The sequence below is a fragment of the Methylorubrum aminovorans genome (genome assembly GCF_022179725.1).
Taxonomy (GTDB): Bacteria; Pseudomonadota; Alphaproteobacteria; order Rhizobiales; family Beijerinckiaceae; genus Methylobacterium; species Methylobacterium aminovorans.
The window spans coordinates 123,270-139,609 of sequence record NZ_BPRC01000011.1 but is presented as its reverse complement, the minus strand read 5'-3'; the positions used below and the strand labels follow the sequence as shown (position 1 = coordinate 139,609).

The following is a 16,340-nucleotide window of genomic DNA, read 5'->3' as shown; positions in this document are numbered from 1 at the left end:
CGTCACCGATGCGATCGCCGACGACCTATCCGCGGATATTCTAGAATAATTCTTAGATTAGTCGCGAATCATTCGTCGGCGAGACGTTTGCCGGCTTGCTCGAACAGGAGAGAATTCCGCATCAAACTTGCCCGTCGGTCCGATTTGTCTAGACTGAGCCTGATCATCCGATTCGATTGACGGACACCACACCGCCCGCTGCATGAGCCTGACGACTGCCCAGATCCTCGATCTCGCCCCCGACGCATCGAGCCGCAAGGCCGGGCAGGATCAGGCGAAACCGCAGAAATGGGCCGGCCTCGGCCGGGCGGGCACGGTGATCTGGGGCGAGATCAAGGGCAGCGGAGCGAGCCCCTACCGCACGGTGGCGGATCTCGCCGGCCCCGCCTCGAAATGCACCTGCCCGAGCCGAAAATTTCCCTGCAAGCATGCGCTCGGCCTGATGCTGGTCGATGCCATCTCGACCATCGCGGAGGCCGAGCCGCCGGACTGGGCCGCCGCCTGGATGAAGGGGCGCGAGACCCGCGCCGCCGCGGCCGAGACCCGGGCGAAAGACCCCGCCAAGCCGGTCGATGAGCGGGCGCAGGCCAAGCGCCGGCAGGCTCGCGAGGACCGGGTCGCGGCGTCGCTCGACGAGCTCGATCTCTGGCTGCGCGACCTGATGCGGCGCGGGCTCGGCGCCGCGCGCTCCGAGCCCTACGCCTTCTGGGACCGCATGGCCGGCCGCCTCGTGGACGGGCAGGCGCCGGGCCTCGCCCGCCGGGTGCGGGTCCTGCCGGGGCTGATCGCGGCGGCACCTCGAGCCGGTGCCCCCCGGCCGGAGGCGGCGCTCGGGCTCGGCCTCGGCCGGCTCGCCCTGCTGCTGCGCGCCGCGCGTCGCCTCGACGCCCTGGCGCCCGAGCAGGCGGCGGGGGTGCGCGCCGCGCTCGGCTACCCCGTCACCGCCGAGGAGATGGCGGCTCGCCCGGACCAAGCCGACACCTGGGCGGTGCTGGCCCACGCGGTCGAGGAGGAGGATCGGCTCACCGCCCGCTCGGTCTGGCTCGTCGGCCGCACCAGCGGCGCCCTGGCCCAGGTGATCGATTACGGCACGGCCGGTTCGCCCCTGCCGCCGGCCCCCGCCGCCGGCCAGGATTTTTGCGGGAGCCTCGCCTTCCAGCCCGGCGATCCGCCGCTGCGCGCCGTCTTCCGCGAGGGCCGTGCCGGCCCGGCGGCGCAAGCCGTGCTACCCAGCGCAGCCAGCGTCGCGGCGGCGCGGGATACCTTCGCAGAGGTGCTGGCTCGCGCGCCCTGGCTGGAGCGCTGGCCGGTGCGGCTCGCCAATGTCCGGCTCGGGCGCCTCGCCACCGCAGCCGGCGGCAAGGTTGCCTTCGCGGCAGGCGACGAGACCGGCAGCCTCGCGCTCGGGGCCGACCCGCGCCTGCCGAGCCTGCTCGCGGTGGCGGCGGGCCGACCGGTCGATCTGTTCGGCCTCTACGACGGCTATGGCCTCCATCCGCTCGCCCTCGTCGCGCAAGGCCGCCTCTACGCGATGCCGGCGCAGGGTGCGCAGCCGGTCCTGCTGCAGGTGGCCTGATGGACGCTGCCGATCGCGTCACCGATGGCTGGGAGCCGACGCTCGCCGCCGCGCTTCTCGGGGCCGAGCGCGCCCCGCCGCCCGCGCCCGGTCTGCTGACCGCACTCGTCGCGGAGAGCGATCCCGGCGCCGCCCTGCTGGCGCGGCTCGCGGCGGAGGGCGTCCACCATCTCGCCGGCACGGAACTCGGGCCGGAGGCGCTGGCGCCGATCGAACCGCGCGAGGCCTTCGGGCCCGAATGTCCGCCCGCGGCCGCCACGCGGCTCTACGGCCTCCTCACCGAGGGATACAGCGCGCGCAGCCGCGTCGAGGAATGGTTCGAACTCGCCGCCGCCGCGGGCTCGCGCCCGCCCGCTTGGCTGTTCCAGGTGCTGATGCAGCAGCGCGACAGCCTGCCGACGACCGCCCCCGCCGTCATCGGCGCCGAACTCGACTGGCTCGCCCGCGCCTGCGGCGAGGCACCGGACCAAGGAGCGGAGACCGCGGACGCGTCGGATTGGACCGAGGGCACGGTGGCCGAGCGCCGCGCCGCCTTCACCGCCCTCCGCGTCCGCGATCCGGAAGGCGCGCGCGCCGCCCTGGAGCCGGTCTTCCGGAAGGAGAAAGCCGACGCGCGCGAGGCCCTGGTCCACGCCCTGGCGACCGGCCTGTCGCAGGCCGACGAGCCCTTCCTCGAGGCCTGTCTCGATGACCGCGCCAACGGGGTGCGGCTGGCCGCGCAGCACCTGCTGCCGAGGCTTCCCGACTCGCGCTATGCCGAGCGCATGGCAGCGCGCGCCCGCGCCGCACTGAGCGTCGAGAGCAAGCGCAAGCTGCTGGGCGGCACCACGCACAGCCTCGTCGTCACCCTGCCGGAGGAGAGCCCGGAACTGGCCCGCGACGGCATCGAAGCGAACCAATGGGAGCGGCGCGGCGGCGGCGCCCGTGCCGGCCTGCTGCGGGCGATCCTGGCACGCGCCCCGCTGCACGCCTTCGCCGCGCATCCGCCGCGGCTCTGGATCGAACTGGCACTCCGCAGCGAGTGGGCCGACCCGGTCTTCCACGGGCTGTTCTCGGCGGCCAAGCGCACCCTCGACCCGGCCTGGGCGGAGGCGATGGCCGACATCACTGCCGAGGCCTACGAGGGCAAGGTCACCGGCGTCCGCCGCACCAACGAGGTGCTCGGGATGTGGGCGGAGGCGCTCGACCTCCTGCCCGACGCCGCGTGGGAGGCCCGCGTCGGCGCGCTGATCCGCGCCCGCAAGATCGAGGTGGTGCTGGCGGTGCTGGCCCAGGGCCCCGAGCATTTCTCGGAAAGCTTCAGCGCCACCCTGCTCGACTGGCTCGCCTTCGTCACCCGGGGCTCGGATGCCCTGCGGCGTGATCTGGCCAAGCCCTGGGTGATCGCGCGTCTCGGCGACCGGCTCTGGCCGAGCGACGACAGTGCTGCTTCCGCCGCCGCCATCCTGGCGCGGCTGCCGGAGGAGGATGCGGATCGCCTGCGCACGCAGCTCACGGGATTGACCGGCGTGCTGGAACTGCGCGCCGCGATCCGGCGCGATTTCCGACCGGAGACCACCACAGGGGGAACGGCCCAAGGATGACATCGACCCACGCCGTCAAGACCGCGCAGCTGCGCCAAGCCGCCGAGGATGCCTTCGCCGAGGAGATCGCGGCGCTGCGCGAATCCGACGACCGGCCGCGCCCGCCGAACTGGCAGATGTCGCCGCAGGCCGTCGTCACCTACCTGCTCGGCGGCCGACTCGCCTCCGGCTTCGAGGTCAGCCCGAAGTATATCGGCGACCGGCGCCTGATGGAGGTCGCGGTGGCCACACTCGCCACCGACCGGGCGCTGCTCCTGCTCGGCGTGCCGGGCACCGCCAAGAGCTGGGTCAGCGAGCATCTGGCGGCGGCGATCTGCGGCACCTCGCGCCTTATCGTCCAGGGCACCGCCGGCACCAGCGAGGAGGCGATCCGCTACGGCTGGAACTACGCGCTGCTGCTCGCCAAGGGCCCGAGCCGCGAGGCGGTGGTGGCCTCGCCGATCATGCGGGCGATGAACGAGGGCCGCATCGCCCGCGTCGAGGAGCTGACCCGCATCCCCTCCGAGACGCAGGACAGCTTCATCACCGTCTTCTCGGAAAAGACCCTGCCGATCCCCGAGCTGAACGAGGAGGTGGCGGCGCAGAAGGGCTTCAACCTCATCGCCACGGCCAACAACCGGGATCGCGGCGTCAACGAATTGTCGAGCGCCTTGAAGCGCCGCTTCAACACCGTGGTGCTGCCCCCGCCCGCCACGATCGAGGCCGAGATCGCCATCGTCGAGACCCGCGTCGCCTCGCTCGGCCGCGCCTTCGAGATCCCCGCCGAGCCGCCGGGCGCCGACCAGATCCGCCGCGTCGTCACGATTTTTCGCGAATTGCGCGAGGGGGTGACGGCGGATGGCAAGAGCAAGGTGAAGCAGCCCTCCGGCACGCTCTCGACGGCGGAGGCGATCAGCGTCGTCGGCAGCGGGCTGGCGCTCGCGGCGCATTTCGGCGACGGCCGCCTCTCGGCGCACGACCTCGTCTCGGGGATCAGTGGCGCCGTGGTGAAGGACCCGGTGCAGGACGCCATCGTCTGGCGCGAATACCTCGAGACGGTGGTCAAGGAGCGCGCAGACTGGAAGGACTTCTACAAGGCCGCCCGCGCGAGCGCGTGACCCGAACGATGTCCGACATCCGTCTCTTCGGCATCCGCCACCACGGCCCCGGCTCGGCCCGCTCACTCCGGGCGGCGCTCGAAGCCTTCACCCCTGACTGCCTGCTGATCGAGGGTCCGCCGGACGCCGACGCGCTGATCCCGCTTGCCGCGCGGGAGGGCATGGCGCCCCCCGTCGCGCTCCTCGTCTATCGGCCCGACCGGCCCCGCGACTGCGCCTTCTTCCCTTTCGCGGCGTTCTCGCCGGAATGGGTGGCGATGCACCATGGCATCGCGGCCGGCGCGAATGTGCGCTTCATCGACCTGCCGCACGCGAACCAGCTCGCCGACGGTTTCGGCGTGCCGGACGCCACACCCGAGGCCGCGCCGATCGATGGGGAGCCGGTTTCCGAGGCGGCCGAAGCGCCGTCCGAGCACGGGCCCGATCCGGCGAGAGCCGCGATCCGGCGCGATCCGCTCGGCGAACTCGCCACGCTCGCCGGTTACCCGGACGGCGAGCGCTGGTGGGACGCGCTGGTCGAGAGCCGCGCGGGCGCCGACGGCGACGTGTTCGCCGCGATCGGCGAGGCGATGGGAGCGCTCCGCGAGGGTGCCGAGCCCGACCCCGACGACGCCTTCCGCGAGGAGGCGCGCGAGGCGCATATGCGCAGCGCGATCCGGAAGGCGGCCAAGGAGGGATTCGAGCGCATCGCCGTGATCTGCGGCGCGTGGCACGTGCCGGCGCTCGCCCGCCACGATGCCAAGGGCCAGGCCGGCGCCGACACCGCAACTCTGAAGAACCTGCCCAAGACCAAGGTCGCCGCCGCCTGGGCGCCCTGGTCCTACGAGAGGCTGGCCTTCGCCTCCGGCTACCGCGCCGGGGTGCTCTCACCGGAATGGTACGACACCCTGTGGCACCACGAGGGGCGCGTCGCCGCCCGCTGGCTGGCGCGGGCCGCCGCGCTGCTGCGCGAAAACGATCTCGACGCCTCGCCGGCCTCGGTGATTGAGGCAGCCCGGCTCGCCGAGGCGCTGGCGGGCTTTCGCGGCCGGTCCCGGCCCTCCCTCGACGACCTCGACGAGGCGGCGCAGGCCACGCTCTGCTTCGCCGACCCGGCGCCGATGGGTCTGATCCGGCGCAAGCTCGTCATCGGCGAGCGCCTCGGCGCTACCCCGCCTGACAGCCCCGGCACACCGGTGGAGGCGGATTTCGAGGCGCAGTGCAAGCGTCTGCGCCTGAAGCCCGGCGCGTCCGCCGGCGAGATCACCCTCGATCTGCGGAAAGAAACGGATCTCGCCCGCAGCCATTTCCTCAACCGGCTCACCCTGATCGGCATCCCGTGGGGGGAGCGGCGCGAGGCGCGCGGGCGCGGCACCTTCAAGGAGGCGTGGTTCCTCGCCTGGCAACCGGAATGGGTGGTGGAGCTGGTGGCGGCGTCGGCCGAGGGCGGCACGGTCGCCGAGGCGGCCGCTGGCCGGGTGCGGGTTCGCGCCCGCGAGGCGACCCGCGTCGCCGACCTCTCCGGCCTGATCGGCACGCTGCTCGACGCCGACCTCGCCGAGGCCACGGCGGAGGTGATCCGCGCGCTCAACGACCGCGCCGCAGTCTCGGCCGACGTGTTCGACCTGATGGACGCGCTGCCCGCGCTCGCCGAACTCGCCCGCTACGGCTCCGTGCGCTCCTCCGACACCGAACCGGTGCTCGCCGTCGTGCGGGGCCTCGTGCCGCGCGCCGCCGCCGGGCTGGTCGCCGCCTGCCAGAGCCTCGACGACGACGCGGCGGCCGCCGCAAAGGCGCGCATCGTCGCCGTCTCCGGCGCGGTCGCGCTGATCGAGGAGCCGGAGCTGAAGGCGGTGTGGCGTGAGGCGCTGCGAGCGCTGGCCGACCAGGAACACGTTCACGGCCGCGTCGTCGGCCGCGCCGTGCGCCTGCTGTTCGATGACCGCGCCATCGCCGCCACCGAGGCCGGCGAGCGCCTGCGCCTCGCCCTGTCGCGGGCCTCGGGCGCCGTCCCGGCCGCCGCCTGGATCGAGGGGTTTCTGGAAGACAGCGGCACCGTGCTGATCCACGGGCGCGAACTGCTCGCGGTGGTCGATGAATGGCTCTGCGGCCTCGACGAGGCGCTGTTCACCGAGTTGCTGCCGCTGGTACGCCGCACCTTTGCGACCCTGGCGCCGGCCGAGCGCCGGGCGATCGGCGAGGCGCTGGCCCGGCCGGGCGGAGCCGCTCCCGGCGAGGCGGAAGGGTCTCACGGCTTCGATGCCACGCGGGCGGCAAAAGTGCTGCCGATCCTGCGCCTGCTGCTCGGCCCCGAACCCGCCAAATCCGCCGGCGAAACCACGGGAGACGCCGCATGAGGATGAGCGAAGCGGAACGTCTGCGCCGCTGGCGCCTCGTCCTCGGCGGCGGGGCGGCCGAGGGCACCGGCTGCACCCTGAGCGAGCGCGACGGGCGCCTCGACCGGGCGATGGGCGCCCTCTACGATTCCGACCGCAAGGGCGGCTTAGGGGCCTCCGCCCCGTCCGTCCCGCGCTGGCTCGGCGACATCCGCGACTACTTCCCGGCTTCCGTGGTGCAGGTGATGCAGCGCGATGCCTTCGAGCGGCTCGACCTCAAGCGGATGCTGACCGAGCCGGAAATGCTGGAGGCGGTCCAGCCCGACGTGTCCCTCGTCTCGACCCTGATCTCGATGCGCAGCCTGCTCGGTGGGCGCACCAAGGAGACGGCCCGCCTCGTGGTGCGCAAGGTGGTGGACGCCCTGATGAAGCGGCTGGAGGAGCCGCTGCGGCAGGCCGTGACCGGGGCGATCGACCGCGCCAGTATCAACCGCCGCCCGCGCCACGCCGAGATCGACTGGAACCGCACCATCCGGGCGAATCTGCGCCATTATCAGGCGGAGTACCGCACCATCATCCCCGAGACCCGCCTCGGCCACGGGCGAAAAAGCCGCGGATCGCTCAAAGACGTGATCCTGTGCATCGACCAATCCGGCTCGATGGCCAACTCGGTGGTCTATTCGAGCATCTTCGGCGCGGTGATGGCCTCGCTGCCGGCCGTCTCGACCCGGCTCGTGGTGTTCGACACCGAGGTGGTCGATCTCTCCGACGCCATGGACGATCCGGTCGAGGTGCTGTTCTCGGTCCAACTCGGCGGCGGCACCGACATCAACCGGGCGGTCGGCTACTGCGCCTCGCGCATCACCCGGCCCGAGGACACGGTGCTGGTGCTGATCTCAGACCTCTACGAGGGCGGGGTCGAGGCCGGCCTGCTCGCCCAGGCGCAGCGCCTCGTCGGAGCCGGCGTGCAGGTGGTGGCCTTGCTCGCCCTCTCCGACGAGGGCGCGCCGGCCTACGACCGGGGGCTCGCCGCACGGCTCGCGGCGCTCGGCGTGCCCGCCTTCGCCTGCACGCCCGACCTCTTCCCCGACATGATGGCGGCGGCGATCCGCAAGCAGGATCTCAACGCCTGGGCCGCGGGCGCCGGCATCGCCGCCGTCCCGGCTGCCCAAGAAGGCTGAGATGGCGACGGCTGAGATGGCGATGGCGCCGCCCGCCCGCCTCTCATCTCGTCTTGGACTCGATCTTGGGCTCAATCTTGGGCTCGGCGACGCGGATCTCCGCTTCGAGCTCCCGCGCCCATTCGAGATACTGCGTCGCGCCCGCCCGTTCGAGCACCGGCACGGCCTGCGCGATCCGGGCCAGCGCCTGCTCGCGACTCTCCGCAGCGATCCGGATCAGCACGTCGCGCCGCAGCGCCGCGTCGCCGGCCCGGCTCGCCGCGAGATCGCGGGCGAGACCGTCGGCGGTCTTCGCCCGGTCGAAAAGATCCTGCGCCAGCCGGTAGCGGGCGAAGGCGGCGTCGAACGTCTCGGAGGCCGCCTCGTAGCCCTTGATCGCCGCGCGCTGGTCGGCCACCGCCCGGTCGTGGATCGCGAGGTCGCGCGTGCGCGTCGCGATCCGGCTGCGGGCGCGGCCCATATTGGAGCGCGCGCGGGCCAGGGCCCGCCGGTCGTCCCGGGGATCGAAAAGCGGGATCGCCCGCTCGTAGAGAGCAACGCCACGCTCGAAATCGTTCAGGTTCCTGGTCAGCGCCGCGCGGTCGACATAGGCCGCGCCGAGATTGTGCCACAGCCGTGCCGAGGCGAAGGACGGCGCCTGCGCCTCCGCGCTCGGCAGCGCCCGCTCGTAGGCCGCCACCGATCGCTCCATAAAGGGCCGGCGCTCCGCCGGTTCGGCGAAGGCCGCGGCGTAGCTGTAGGCGGCGCCGGCCGCGTTGCGGGCCTTGAACAGCCCTCTTTCGTCGAGCTGGCGGGGTTCCGGCCCCTCGCCGCGCTCGGCCCGCTCCGCTATCTCGCCGGCCCGCCGCAGTTGATCGACGTCGTTGTGCCAGCGGCAGGCCTGCACGAACTCATCCGCCGAAGCGGTCTCGGCCCCGGCGCGGCAATGCCCGTCGGCCGCGTCGCAGAACGCGGTCCGGGCCAGCAGGAGTTCGCCGGCGATGGCGAAAGGAGTGCCGTCGCGGGCCTCTTCGCCGAGGTCGGAGAAGCGGCTGGCCAGGGATTCGAGCAGCCCGCCTTCGCCGCGGCGCAGACCGGCGAGGATCAGCCCGTTCACCGCCCGCAGCGGCGTCTCGCGCTCTGCAGCAGGCCGATCCTTCAACGCGTCGAGCCTTTCCGCCGCGAGCATCAGGGCGGCCTCGCCCGGTCTCGGCGCCCCGCTGCCGTTCTCGGTCGTCTTCCCCTGCTCGGCGTCGCAGATCAGGGTGAGCAGGAAGGCCTGCATCGTCTCCGTCTCCGGCGGCCCCTCGCAGATCTCGGGCAGCGGGGTCGCGCCGAAGCGCTGGAGCGCGTCGAGGCGCACCACATGCACCGCGTCGCCGATGGGGATCCTGATCGGATCGGGTCCCGCCGCAGCGGGCGGAGCCTCCGGGGCGGCCACGGCCGCCCCCGCCCAGAGCAGCGCCCCGGCCGGCCACCCGGTTCGGAGGCGGCGAAGCGAGGGGGGCGAATGTCGGATCGGCATGCGCGCGCATGTAGAGCGGGCAGCGCGTCCCACAATGCAACTGCTGACCCTACCAGGCGTCATCCGGCACTCGGCAGTGGCTCCCCAGTCTCGGCTCGACGCCTGCGCCGCTGAACCGGCATCCGCTTCGGCCGAGAGCGCTCCAGCCCACGAGGTCCAACCCTGTCCGTCGTCCCCTCTATTTCCGGCCGCCCGCCCGTTCCAGAGGCGCCGCTCACCTTCGAGGTGCCGCTCACCTTCGCGGACCGGATCACCGGCAACCTCTACGCGCAGCGGGGGCCGCTCGCGGTGCAGCGGCGGCGCATCCTCACCCTCGGCCTGCCGGTGGTGTGGTTTCTCATCCTGCTCGGCGCGGTCTCGGGCTGGGCGACGGCAGGTGGGCGCCGCACGCTGTCCGCGTTCTGGCGCGACCTGTCCAGTTTCGATCCGCTGCCACTCGCCGCCTATCTCGGGCTGATCACGCTCGCCCTGCTCGCGACTTACGCGCTCCACCCCTGGTTTGCCCGCCGCCGGGTGCGGGCCCTGATGGGGCCGCCGGGCGGCGACGGTCGCGATCCGGGTCCCGTGCCAGTGCGCTACCGGCTCGACGGCGCCGGGCTGACCCAGACCGCGCCGGATCTCACGAGCTTCGTGCCCTGGCCGCGCATCGGCGCGCTCGGGGAGGACCGGCACCACCTCTTCCTGCCGACGGAGATCGGCGAGGTCCCGATCGTCCTGCCCAAGGCGTCTCTGAGCCCGGAGACGATCGCGGGCATCCAGCGCTGGGTCCAGGCCTGCGCCGGCCGACCCGCTCCCGCACTGCCGCCGACCGAACCGGCCGCCGGGCCCGAGGCGGTGCGCGCGACGATGCGCCTGACGGCCGACGAACGGGTGCCGCTCATCCTGCGCAGCCTCGGCAATCCCTGGGCCCGCCGCGCCCGGCTCACCGGCGCCGCCGCGTGGCTCGTCGGCCTGACCCTGCTCTATCCGGCCCTGCTGGCGATGCTCTGGGCGGTCGATCCCTACCGGGTGCCGCTCGCCGACGCGCTGCTGCTCTTCGCCGAGATGGTCGCGAACGACGTCTGGAAGCCCGCCGCCTTCACCGCGGCGGTAATCGTGGGGTTCTTCGCGGTCCATCCCCGCGCGAGCCGCTGGTTCGCCGGCGATCTCGCCCGTCAGCTCGAGGCCGAGGCGCCGCCCGGCGAGGCCGAGATCGTGATCGACGAATCCGGCATCACCACCGCGAAGGACGGCGCCCGCGCGCATCTCGGCTGGTCGCTGTTCCGCGGGCGCGAGCGCGTCGGCGACCTGATGATCCTGCCGATGCGCTGGGACGAGGTGCTGCCCGTGCCGCTGCGGATCTTCGAGCCGGAGGCGCGCGCCCGCGTCGAGGCTCTCGCCGAACGCCACATCCCAGCGGAGACACGCGCCCGATGACCGATGCGCCCGCCCACCGCCTGCGCGCGGCCCTTCTCGCCTCCTGCCTGTTGGCCGGCTTATCCGCCTTCACCCCGGCCCGGGCCGAAGAGATGCCGGACTCGACCGAGGACCCGGCACCGGATGTGAGTACGGATTCGGCGGACACCCCGGCGGACCCGATCACGCTGCGCCTGGATCAGGGCTTCCGGCTCGATCTGCCGCCGGGCTGGGTGCTGGAGGAGGCGGGCGGGGATCCCGGTGATGCCTCCGGACGGCGCGTGGTGCGAATCGTGTGCGAGACCCCGGCCTGTGCCCGCACGAGGGAGGCCTGCACGCTTCGCCTGCGCCCGAAGGCGGTCGAGGGCGAGGACGACGCCGCCCGCCTCGCCGGCCTCCACGCCACGCCGCTCTCCCGCTATGTCCGCCTGCGCGCGGTCCTGAAGAGCACGAGCGCGAGCGCCTCGATCCGCAGGCCGCTCGGGCCGGAGCGATTCGGCGCCCGCGATTGGATCGCGGTCGAGACCGAGGCGGCGCCGCGCTTCAAGTCGGGCCTGTTCGCCGAGACGGTGGTCGACGGCCGCTATCTCGGAGCGATCTGCAAGACTTGCGAGACCGGCGCGGTCCGGCACGAAGCGGCCCGTTCCATTCTCGCCAGCATGCGGCGGGTCGAGCGCTCAGCCGCACGCTGACGTTTCCAAGAGAGGAACGCCAGTCATCTCAGGTCGCCCTTGATTCAGGCCCGGGCGGGGCCGAACGGACCTCTCCCGTGAGGCCTGACAATCCGCCGTCCCTGTTCAAGTTTTCAGGGCATGGCAGCCATGTAATCACCGGATTGTGGCTGGCCCAATCCTGTTGTAGCGCACCCGCGGGACCAATAAATTTTTGAGCGGCGCGTAAAATAAAATGAACGCTGACGATAAAATGCACATTCGCTCCGCCAATGTGCAACATAGCCCAATGCCGATGAACCGGCGTCAAGTCCTCGGCGGCGCCCTGGCCGGTCTGGCCGCAACCGCTCTGCCGGCGTCGCCCCTGCTCGCCGCGGGCGAGGCCCGCAAGGTCGATGTCCTGCTGATCGGCGGCGGCATCATGAGCGCGACGCTCGGCGTCTGGCTGCGCGAACTCGAGCCCGACTGGTCGCTGGAGATGGTCGAGCGGCTCGACGGCGTGGCGCTGGAAAGCTCCAACGGCTGGAACAATGCCGGCACCGGCCACTCGGCGCTGGCCGAACTCAACTACACGCCGGAGGATTCCAAGGGGAACATCCAGATCAAGAAGGCCGTCGAGATCAACGAGGCCTTCCAGGTCACCCGCCAGTTCATGGCCTGGCAGGTCCGGCAGGGCGTGCTCAAGAACCCGCGCAGCTTCATCAATTCCACGCCCCACATGAGCTTCGTCTGGGGCGACGACAACATCACCTACCTGCGCAAGCGCTACGAGGCGCTGAAAGCCAGCCCGCTCTTTGCCGGAATGGAGTTCTCGACCGACCCCGAGCAGCTCAAGAAATGGGTCCCCCTGATGATGGAGGGGCGCGACCCGAAACAGAAGGTCGCCGCCACGTGGTCGCCGCTCGGCACCGATTGCGAGTGGGGTGAGGTCACCCGTCAGTACATCGCCTCCCTGAAGAGCCAGCCGAAATTCGACCTGCGCCTCTCGACCGAGGTCGAGAGCTTCGAGCGCATCAAGGACGGCAAGGACGGGTACACCTGGCGCGTCACGTCGAAGAACCTGAAGGACGGCACCCGGTCCACGGTCGATGCCAAGTTCGTGTTCATCGGCGCGGGCGGCGGCGCCCTGCACCTGCTCCAGGCCACCGGCATCCCCGAGGCTGACGACTATGCCGGCTTCCCCGTCGGCGGCTCGTTCCTCGTCACCGAGAACACGGAGGTGGCGATGCGCCACCTCGCCAAGGCCTACGGCAAGGCCTCGGTCGGCTCGCCGCCGATGTCGGTGCCGCACCTCGACACCCGCGTGCTCGACGGCAAGCGCGTGATCCTGTTCGGACCGTTCGCGACCTTCTCGACCAAGTTCCTGAAGGAGGGCTCGTATTTCGACCTGCTGACCTCGACCACCACCAGCAACGTCTGGCCGATGGTCCGCGTCGGCGTGGAGCAGTACCCGCTGATCGAGTACCTCGCCGGCCAGGTGATGCTGTCCGACGAGGACCGCTACCAAGCCCTGCGCGAGTACTTCCCCAACGCGAAGAAGGACGAGTGGCGCCTCGTCCAGGCCGGCCAGCGCGTGCAGATCATCAAGCGCGACGCGGAAAAGGGCGGTGTCCTGAAGCTCGGCACCGAGGTGGTGTCGGCCAAGGACGGCAGCATCGCCGCGCTGCTCGGCGCCTCGCCGGGCGCCTCCACCGCCCCGCCGATCATGCTGAACGTGCTGGAGAAGGTGTTTGCCAAGCAGGTCGCCAGCCCGGAATGGCAGGCGAAGATCCGCCAGATCGTGCCGAGCTACGGCACCAAGCTGAACGACGATCCGCAGCGGGTCTACCAGGAGCTCGCCTATACCAGCGAGCAGTTGCAGCTCACTCCGCCGCCGCAGATCGGCACCCCGGCCCGGCCGACCCCCGCGGCCGAGATGGGCACCGTCAAGCCGGTCCCCGACATGGCGCCGTAAGGACATGGCGCCGTAAGGCGGTCGGATCAGACGATCGAACGGTTTCCGGATGATCATTTCGGAAGCCGTTGATCCCCCTCTCCCCGCATGTGGGGGAGGGGGAATACCACTTGTCCCGGAGCGATCAGCGGGACACCGCGTCAGGCTCCCTCCGCCCCGTCCTCGATGTAAAGCTCGTCCAGCAGCACCTTGATCACCGCCACGAGCGGCAGGGCGAGCGCCACGCCCCACAGGCCGAACAGCACGCCGAACAGGAGTTGGCCGGCGAAGATGGTCGCCGCCGGCAGGTCGAGGGCACGCCGCTGGATGAACGGCGTGAGTCCGTAGCTCTCCGCCGTCTGCACCGCGAGGTAGACGCCGAGCGCCCCGAGCAAGCCGTTCAGCCCGGAGGCGAGGCTGCTCAGCAGGATCACCACGCCCGCGATCAGCGGCCCGATCGTCGGCACGAAGGCGAGCAGGCCGGCCTGGAGCCCGAGGATCAGCGCGCCGCCGATGCCGAGGAAGCTCAGCCCCGCCCAGGTCAGCACGAAGATTGCCGCCATGGTCACGAGTTGGCCGAACAGCCAGTGGCGCAGGGTCTCGCCCGACCCGTCGAGGACGCGCGCGGCCTTCTCGCGGTGGCGCCGGGGCACGAGCCGCAGGGCGCCGTCGCGGTAGCTCCCCGGATCGGCGGCGATCGCGACACCGAGGAAGATGATCACGAGCACGTTGCCGAGCGCGTTGAACAGCGCGATCACCACGGTCGTGGCCGGGCCGAGCACGTTGCCGGCATCCGAGAGGAGCGAGCCGGGGCTCTTCAGGGCACCCGAGGCGAGGCCCGCGAGACCGCCCTGCTTCTGTCCCTTTCCGTCCTGGCTCTTTCCGTCCTGGCTCTTTCCAGCTTGGCTCTTTCCAGCTTGGCCCTCGTCCTTCTCGCCCTGACCGGACTCGGCACCGGCACCCTGGGGCGCCGGGGTCGCTTGAGACAGGTCGATCTCGATGCCGCGCTCCTTCAGCCAATCGCGCACGGTCTCCGATTGCTGGCGCACCGTGGTGCCGAGGTCGCGCGCTTGGCTTGCCACGGTGGCGCCGCCGAAGGCCGTGAGACCCAGCGCGAGGGCGGCGAGCACGAGGCAGGTGAGGGCGAGGCGCCAGCCGCGCCCGATCGGCAGCACGTGGCCGAGACCGCGGGTGACCCCGTCGAGGAAGACGGCGAACAGGATGCCGGAAAAGATCAGCAGCAGCGTCGCCGCCGCGGTCCAGGCGAGCCAGAGCGCGGCGGCGAACGCCACGACCGCGATGCCGGCGACCGCGAGGCGCCGCGCGCCCGGCGGGTTGGCCGGCGGGCTGAAAGGGGGAGCCGTCATGAGGTCGGGAATCCGTTCGCGGTTCGTGTGAGGCGGCTGGCCCGGGACGATCGATCGTTCAGGTCCAGATGTTCAGGTCCGGATGTTCACGTCCAAGCCTGCGCGGCGGCGGCATCGGCCTCCGTCGCCTCGACCCAGCCGCCGGTGGTGCCGTCGGCGAGGTGCTCGCGCTTCCAGAAGGGCGCGCGGGTCTTGAGGTAGTCCATCAGGAAGTCGGCCGCCGCGAAGGCGGCCTTGCGGTGGGGCGAGGCCGTGACGACGAGGACGATGCCCTCGCCCGGCCGCACCAGCCCGTGGCGGTGGATCACCCGCAGCGCCTGGACCGGCCAGCGCGCGCGCGCCTCCTCCACCACGCGGGCGATCTCCGCCTCGGCCATGCCGGGATAATGCTCCAGCTCCAGCGCGGCGAGCCGGCCCGCCTCGTCGCGGCACAGGCCGGAAAAGGTCACGACCGCCCCCGCCCGCCCGGCCAGCTCCGCCTCGATCCGGGCGATCTCGGCGGCGGTGTCGAAGGGCTCGGACTGGATGCTGACCGTCATGACCGCCTCTTCGGGAACGCGTACGCGGGCAGGGATGGTCCGGCGAGAGCGTTTTCGCGCCGGCCCGTTACTCCATTTGCCCGTGGGCCTATATGGCTCAAGAAGAGGACCGCGCCACCGGCGCCGTTTCGAAGAACAGCGAGCCGCGACGTGACGCCCGACCTGATCCTGCCCCATGACGGCATCCTGCCCGTCTTCGCCAGCCGCCCCGTCTGGTGCGGGCGCGCCAGCACCGTGATCGGCACCGCCACCCTCGGGTCCCAGGCCTGGCTCGGGGACGACAGCGTGATCCGCAGCGACGGCCAGCCGATCACCGCGGGCGACCGCTTCTGGCTCGGCGCCCGCTCCACCGTCCACATCGCCACCGAATCGCTGCCGACCCATATCGGCGACCGGGTCACGGTCGGCCGCAACGCGGTGGTGCATGCCTGCACCGTCGGCTCGGACGTGGTGATCGAGGACGACGCGATCATCCTCGACGGGGCGATTGTCGGCGACAACGTGCTGATCGAGGCGGGCGCCACCATCTTCCCCCGCTCGACTCTCGAGAGTGGCTTCGCCTATGGCGGCAACCCGGCCAAGCGCCTGCGCCCGGTCACGCCGGAGGAGTTGGCCGAGCGGGCCGAGCGCCTCCGCGAGGCCTCCGGCGAGACGGCGAGCCCCCCGGCGCCGACCGAGCCGCCGGAGACCGACGCCAGCGTGTTCGTGGCCCGCACCGCCCGGCTCTCCGGCCGCATCGCGCTGGGCGCCGGGGTGACGGTGCTGTTCTCCTGCGAACTCTCGGCGGAAGTCGGGCCGATCGTGGTCGGCGCGGACACCAACATCCAGGACAACACCGTGATCCGCAGCCGCGGCGAGGGCGTGGTGATCGGGCGCGACACCACCATCGGCCACAACGTGCGCATGGCCGATTGCCGGATCGGCGCCCGCTCCCTCATCGGCATCGGCTCGGTGCTGGCGCCGGGCACGGTGGTGGCCGACGACGTGATGCTGGCCGGTGGCTCGACCACCGATCCGGGCCAGCTCTTGGAGGGCGGCCATCTCTGGGGCGGGCGGCCCGCGCGCATCCTCGGCACGCTCGACGCGAAGAAGCGCGCGTTGATGGCGCATATCGTCGAGGGCTATTGCCGCCACGGCCGCGAGTATCGGCTCCTGCAGGAGCAGGAGGGGTGACGTCTC

Annotated in this window: 12 protein-coding genes; 9 read left to right on the top strand and 3 right to left on the bottom strand. The window is 71.9% G+C overall.

Annotation, left to right across the window (positions count from 1 at the left end):
• Positions 1–202: 202 nt before the first annotated feature.
• The 5 genes from MFF24_RS16410 to MFF24_RS16390 are packed head-to-tail and all read left to right on the top strand — an operon-like array spanning position 203 to position 7,752.
• On the top strand, positions 203–1,576 hold the full coding sequence (locus MFF24_RS16410; RefSeq protein WP_238225654.1) for an SWIM zinc finger family protein: 1,374 nt from the start codon (positions 203–205) through the stop codon (positions 1,574–1,576).
• Positions 1,576–3,159: a DUF5691 domain-containing protein gene (locus MFF24_RS16405; RefSeq protein ID WP_238225652.1), complete on the top strand. Its 1,584-nt coding sequence runs from the start codon at positions 1,576–1,578 to the stop codon at positions 3,157–3,159. The genes MFF24_RS16410 and MFF24_RS16405 overlap by 1 nt, the downstream gene beginning before the upstream one ends.
• Positions 3,156–4,256, top strand: a complete 1,101-nt coding sequence (locus tag MFF24_RS16400) for an ATP-binding protein (protein ID WP_238225649.1) — start codon at positions 3,156–3,158, stop codon at positions 4,254–4,256. The genes MFF24_RS16405 and MFF24_RS16400 overlap by 4 nt, the downstream gene beginning before the upstream one ends.
• Positions 4,257–4,264: 8 nt before the next feature.
• On the top strand, positions 4,265–6,592 hold the full coding sequence (locus tag MFF24_RS16395) for a DUF5682 family protein (RefSeq protein ID WP_238225647.1): 2,328 nt from the start codon (positions 4,265–4,267) through the stop codon (positions 6,590–6,592).
• On the top strand, positions 6,589–7,752 hold the full coding sequence (locus MFF24_RS16390; RefSeq protein WP_238225645.1) for a VWA domain-containing protein: 1,164 nt from the start codon (positions 6,589–6,591) through the stop codon (positions 7,750–7,752). The genes MFF24_RS16395 and MFF24_RS16390 overlap by 4 nt, the downstream gene beginning before the upstream one ends.
• A gap of 43 nt (positions 7,753–7,795) precedes the next feature.
• Here the strand turns inward: MFF24_RS16390 and MFF24_RS16385 are convergent, their stop codons facing one another.
• On the bottom strand, positions 7,796–9,172 hold the full coding sequence (locus MFF24_RS16385) for a hypothetical protein (protein WP_238225643.1): 1,377 nt from the start codon (positions 9,170–9,172) through the stop codon (positions 7,796–7,798).
• 309 nt (positions 9,173–9,481) lie between these two features.
• Here MFF24_RS16385 and MFF24_RS16380 point away from each other — a divergent pair, with 309 nt between their 5' ends.
• The 3 genes from MFF24_RS16380 (at position 9,482) to mqo (ending at position 13,276) form a co-directional block, all read left to right on the top strand.
• On the top strand, positions 9,482–10,672 hold the full coding sequence (locus tag MFF24_RS16380) for a hypothetical protein (protein ID WP_238225641.1): 1,191 nt from the start codon (positions 9,482–9,484) through the stop codon (positions 10,670–10,672).
• Positions 10,669–11,343, top strand: a complete 675-nt coding sequence (locus MFF24_RS16375) for a hypothetical protein (protein WP_238225639.1) — start codon at positions 10,669–10,671, stop codon at positions 11,341–11,343. The genes MFF24_RS16380 and MFF24_RS16375 overlap by 4 nt, the downstream gene beginning before the upstream one ends.
• A 268-nt stretch (positions 11,344–11,611) precedes the next feature.
• Entirely contained in the window at positions 11,612–13,276 is a 1,665-nt protein-coding gene (mqo, locus tag MFF24_RS16370; protein ID WP_238225728.1) for a malate dehydrogenase (quinone), read from the top strand.
• Positions 13,277–13,416: 140 nt separating this feature from the next.
• Here the strand turns inward: mqo and MFF24_RS16365 are convergent, their stop codons facing one another.
• Positions 13,417–14,622 carry an AI-2E family transporter gene (locus MFF24_RS16365; protein ID WP_238225637.1) on the bottom strand — a complete coding sequence of 402 codons (1,206 nt, stop codon included), beginning with the start codon at positions 14,620–14,622 and terminating at the stop codon, positions 13,417–13,419.
• 86 nt (positions 14,623–14,708) lie between these two features.
• The gene (locus tag MFF24_RS16360; protein ID WP_108939489.1) at positions 14,709–15,161 is read right to left on the bottom strand and encodes a molybdenum cofactor biosynthesis protein MoaE; all 453 of its coding nucleotides are present in this window, start codon (positions 15,159–15,161) and stop codon (positions 14,709–14,711) included.
• 150 nt (positions 15,162–15,311) lie between these two features.
• Here MFF24_RS16360 and MFF24_RS16355 point away from each other — a divergent pair, with 150 nt between their 5' ends.
• Entirely contained in the window at positions 15,312–16,334 is a 1,023-nt protein-coding gene (locus tag MFF24_RS16355; protein ID WP_238225635.1) for a gamma carbonic anhydrase family protein, read from the top strand.
• The last annotated feature ends 6 nt before the right edge of the window (positions 16,335–16,340 follow it).

What these genes read in the sequence shown, in the direction of transcription:
- MFF24_RS16400 (WP_238225649.1), top strand. Translation starts at nt 3,156, where the DNA reads ATGACATCGACCCACGCCGTCAAGACCGCGCAGCTGCGCCAAGCCGCC.
- MFF24_RS16405 (WP_238225652.1), top strand. Translation starts at nt 1,576, where the DNA reads ATGGACGCTGCCGATCGCGTCACCGATGGCTGGGAGCCGACGCTCGCC.
- MFF24_RS16410 (WP_238225654.1), top strand. Translation starts at nt 203, where the DNA reads ATGAGCCTGACGACTGCCCAGATCCTCGATCTCGCCCCCGACGCATCG.
- MFF24_RS16365 (WP_238225637.1), bottom strand. Translation starts at nt 14,622, where the DNA reads ATGACGGCTCCCCCTTTCAGCCCGCCGGCCAACCCGCCGGGCGCGCGG.
- MFF24_RS16390 (WP_238225645.1), top strand. Translation starts at nt 6,589, where the DNA reads ATGAGGATGAGCGAAGCGGAACGTCTGCGCCGCTGGCGCCTCGTCCTC.
- MFF24_RS16395 (WP_238225647.1), top strand. Translation starts at nt 4,265, where the DNA reads ATGTCCGACATCCGTCTCTTCGGCATCCGCCACCACGGCCCCGGCTCG.
- MFF24_RS16360 (WP_108939489.1), bottom strand. Translation starts at nt 15,161, where the DNA reads ATGACGGTCAGCATCCAGTCCGAGCCCTTCGACACCGCCGCCGAGATC.
- MFF24_RS16375 (WP_238225639.1), top strand. Translation starts at nt 10,669, where the DNA reads ATGACCGATGCGCCCGCCCACCGCCTGCGCGCGGCCCTTCTCGCCTCC.
- mqo (WP_238225728.1), top strand. Translation starts at nt 11,612, where the DNA reads ATGCCGATGAACCGGCGTCAAGTCCTCGGCGGCGCCCTGGCCGGTCTG.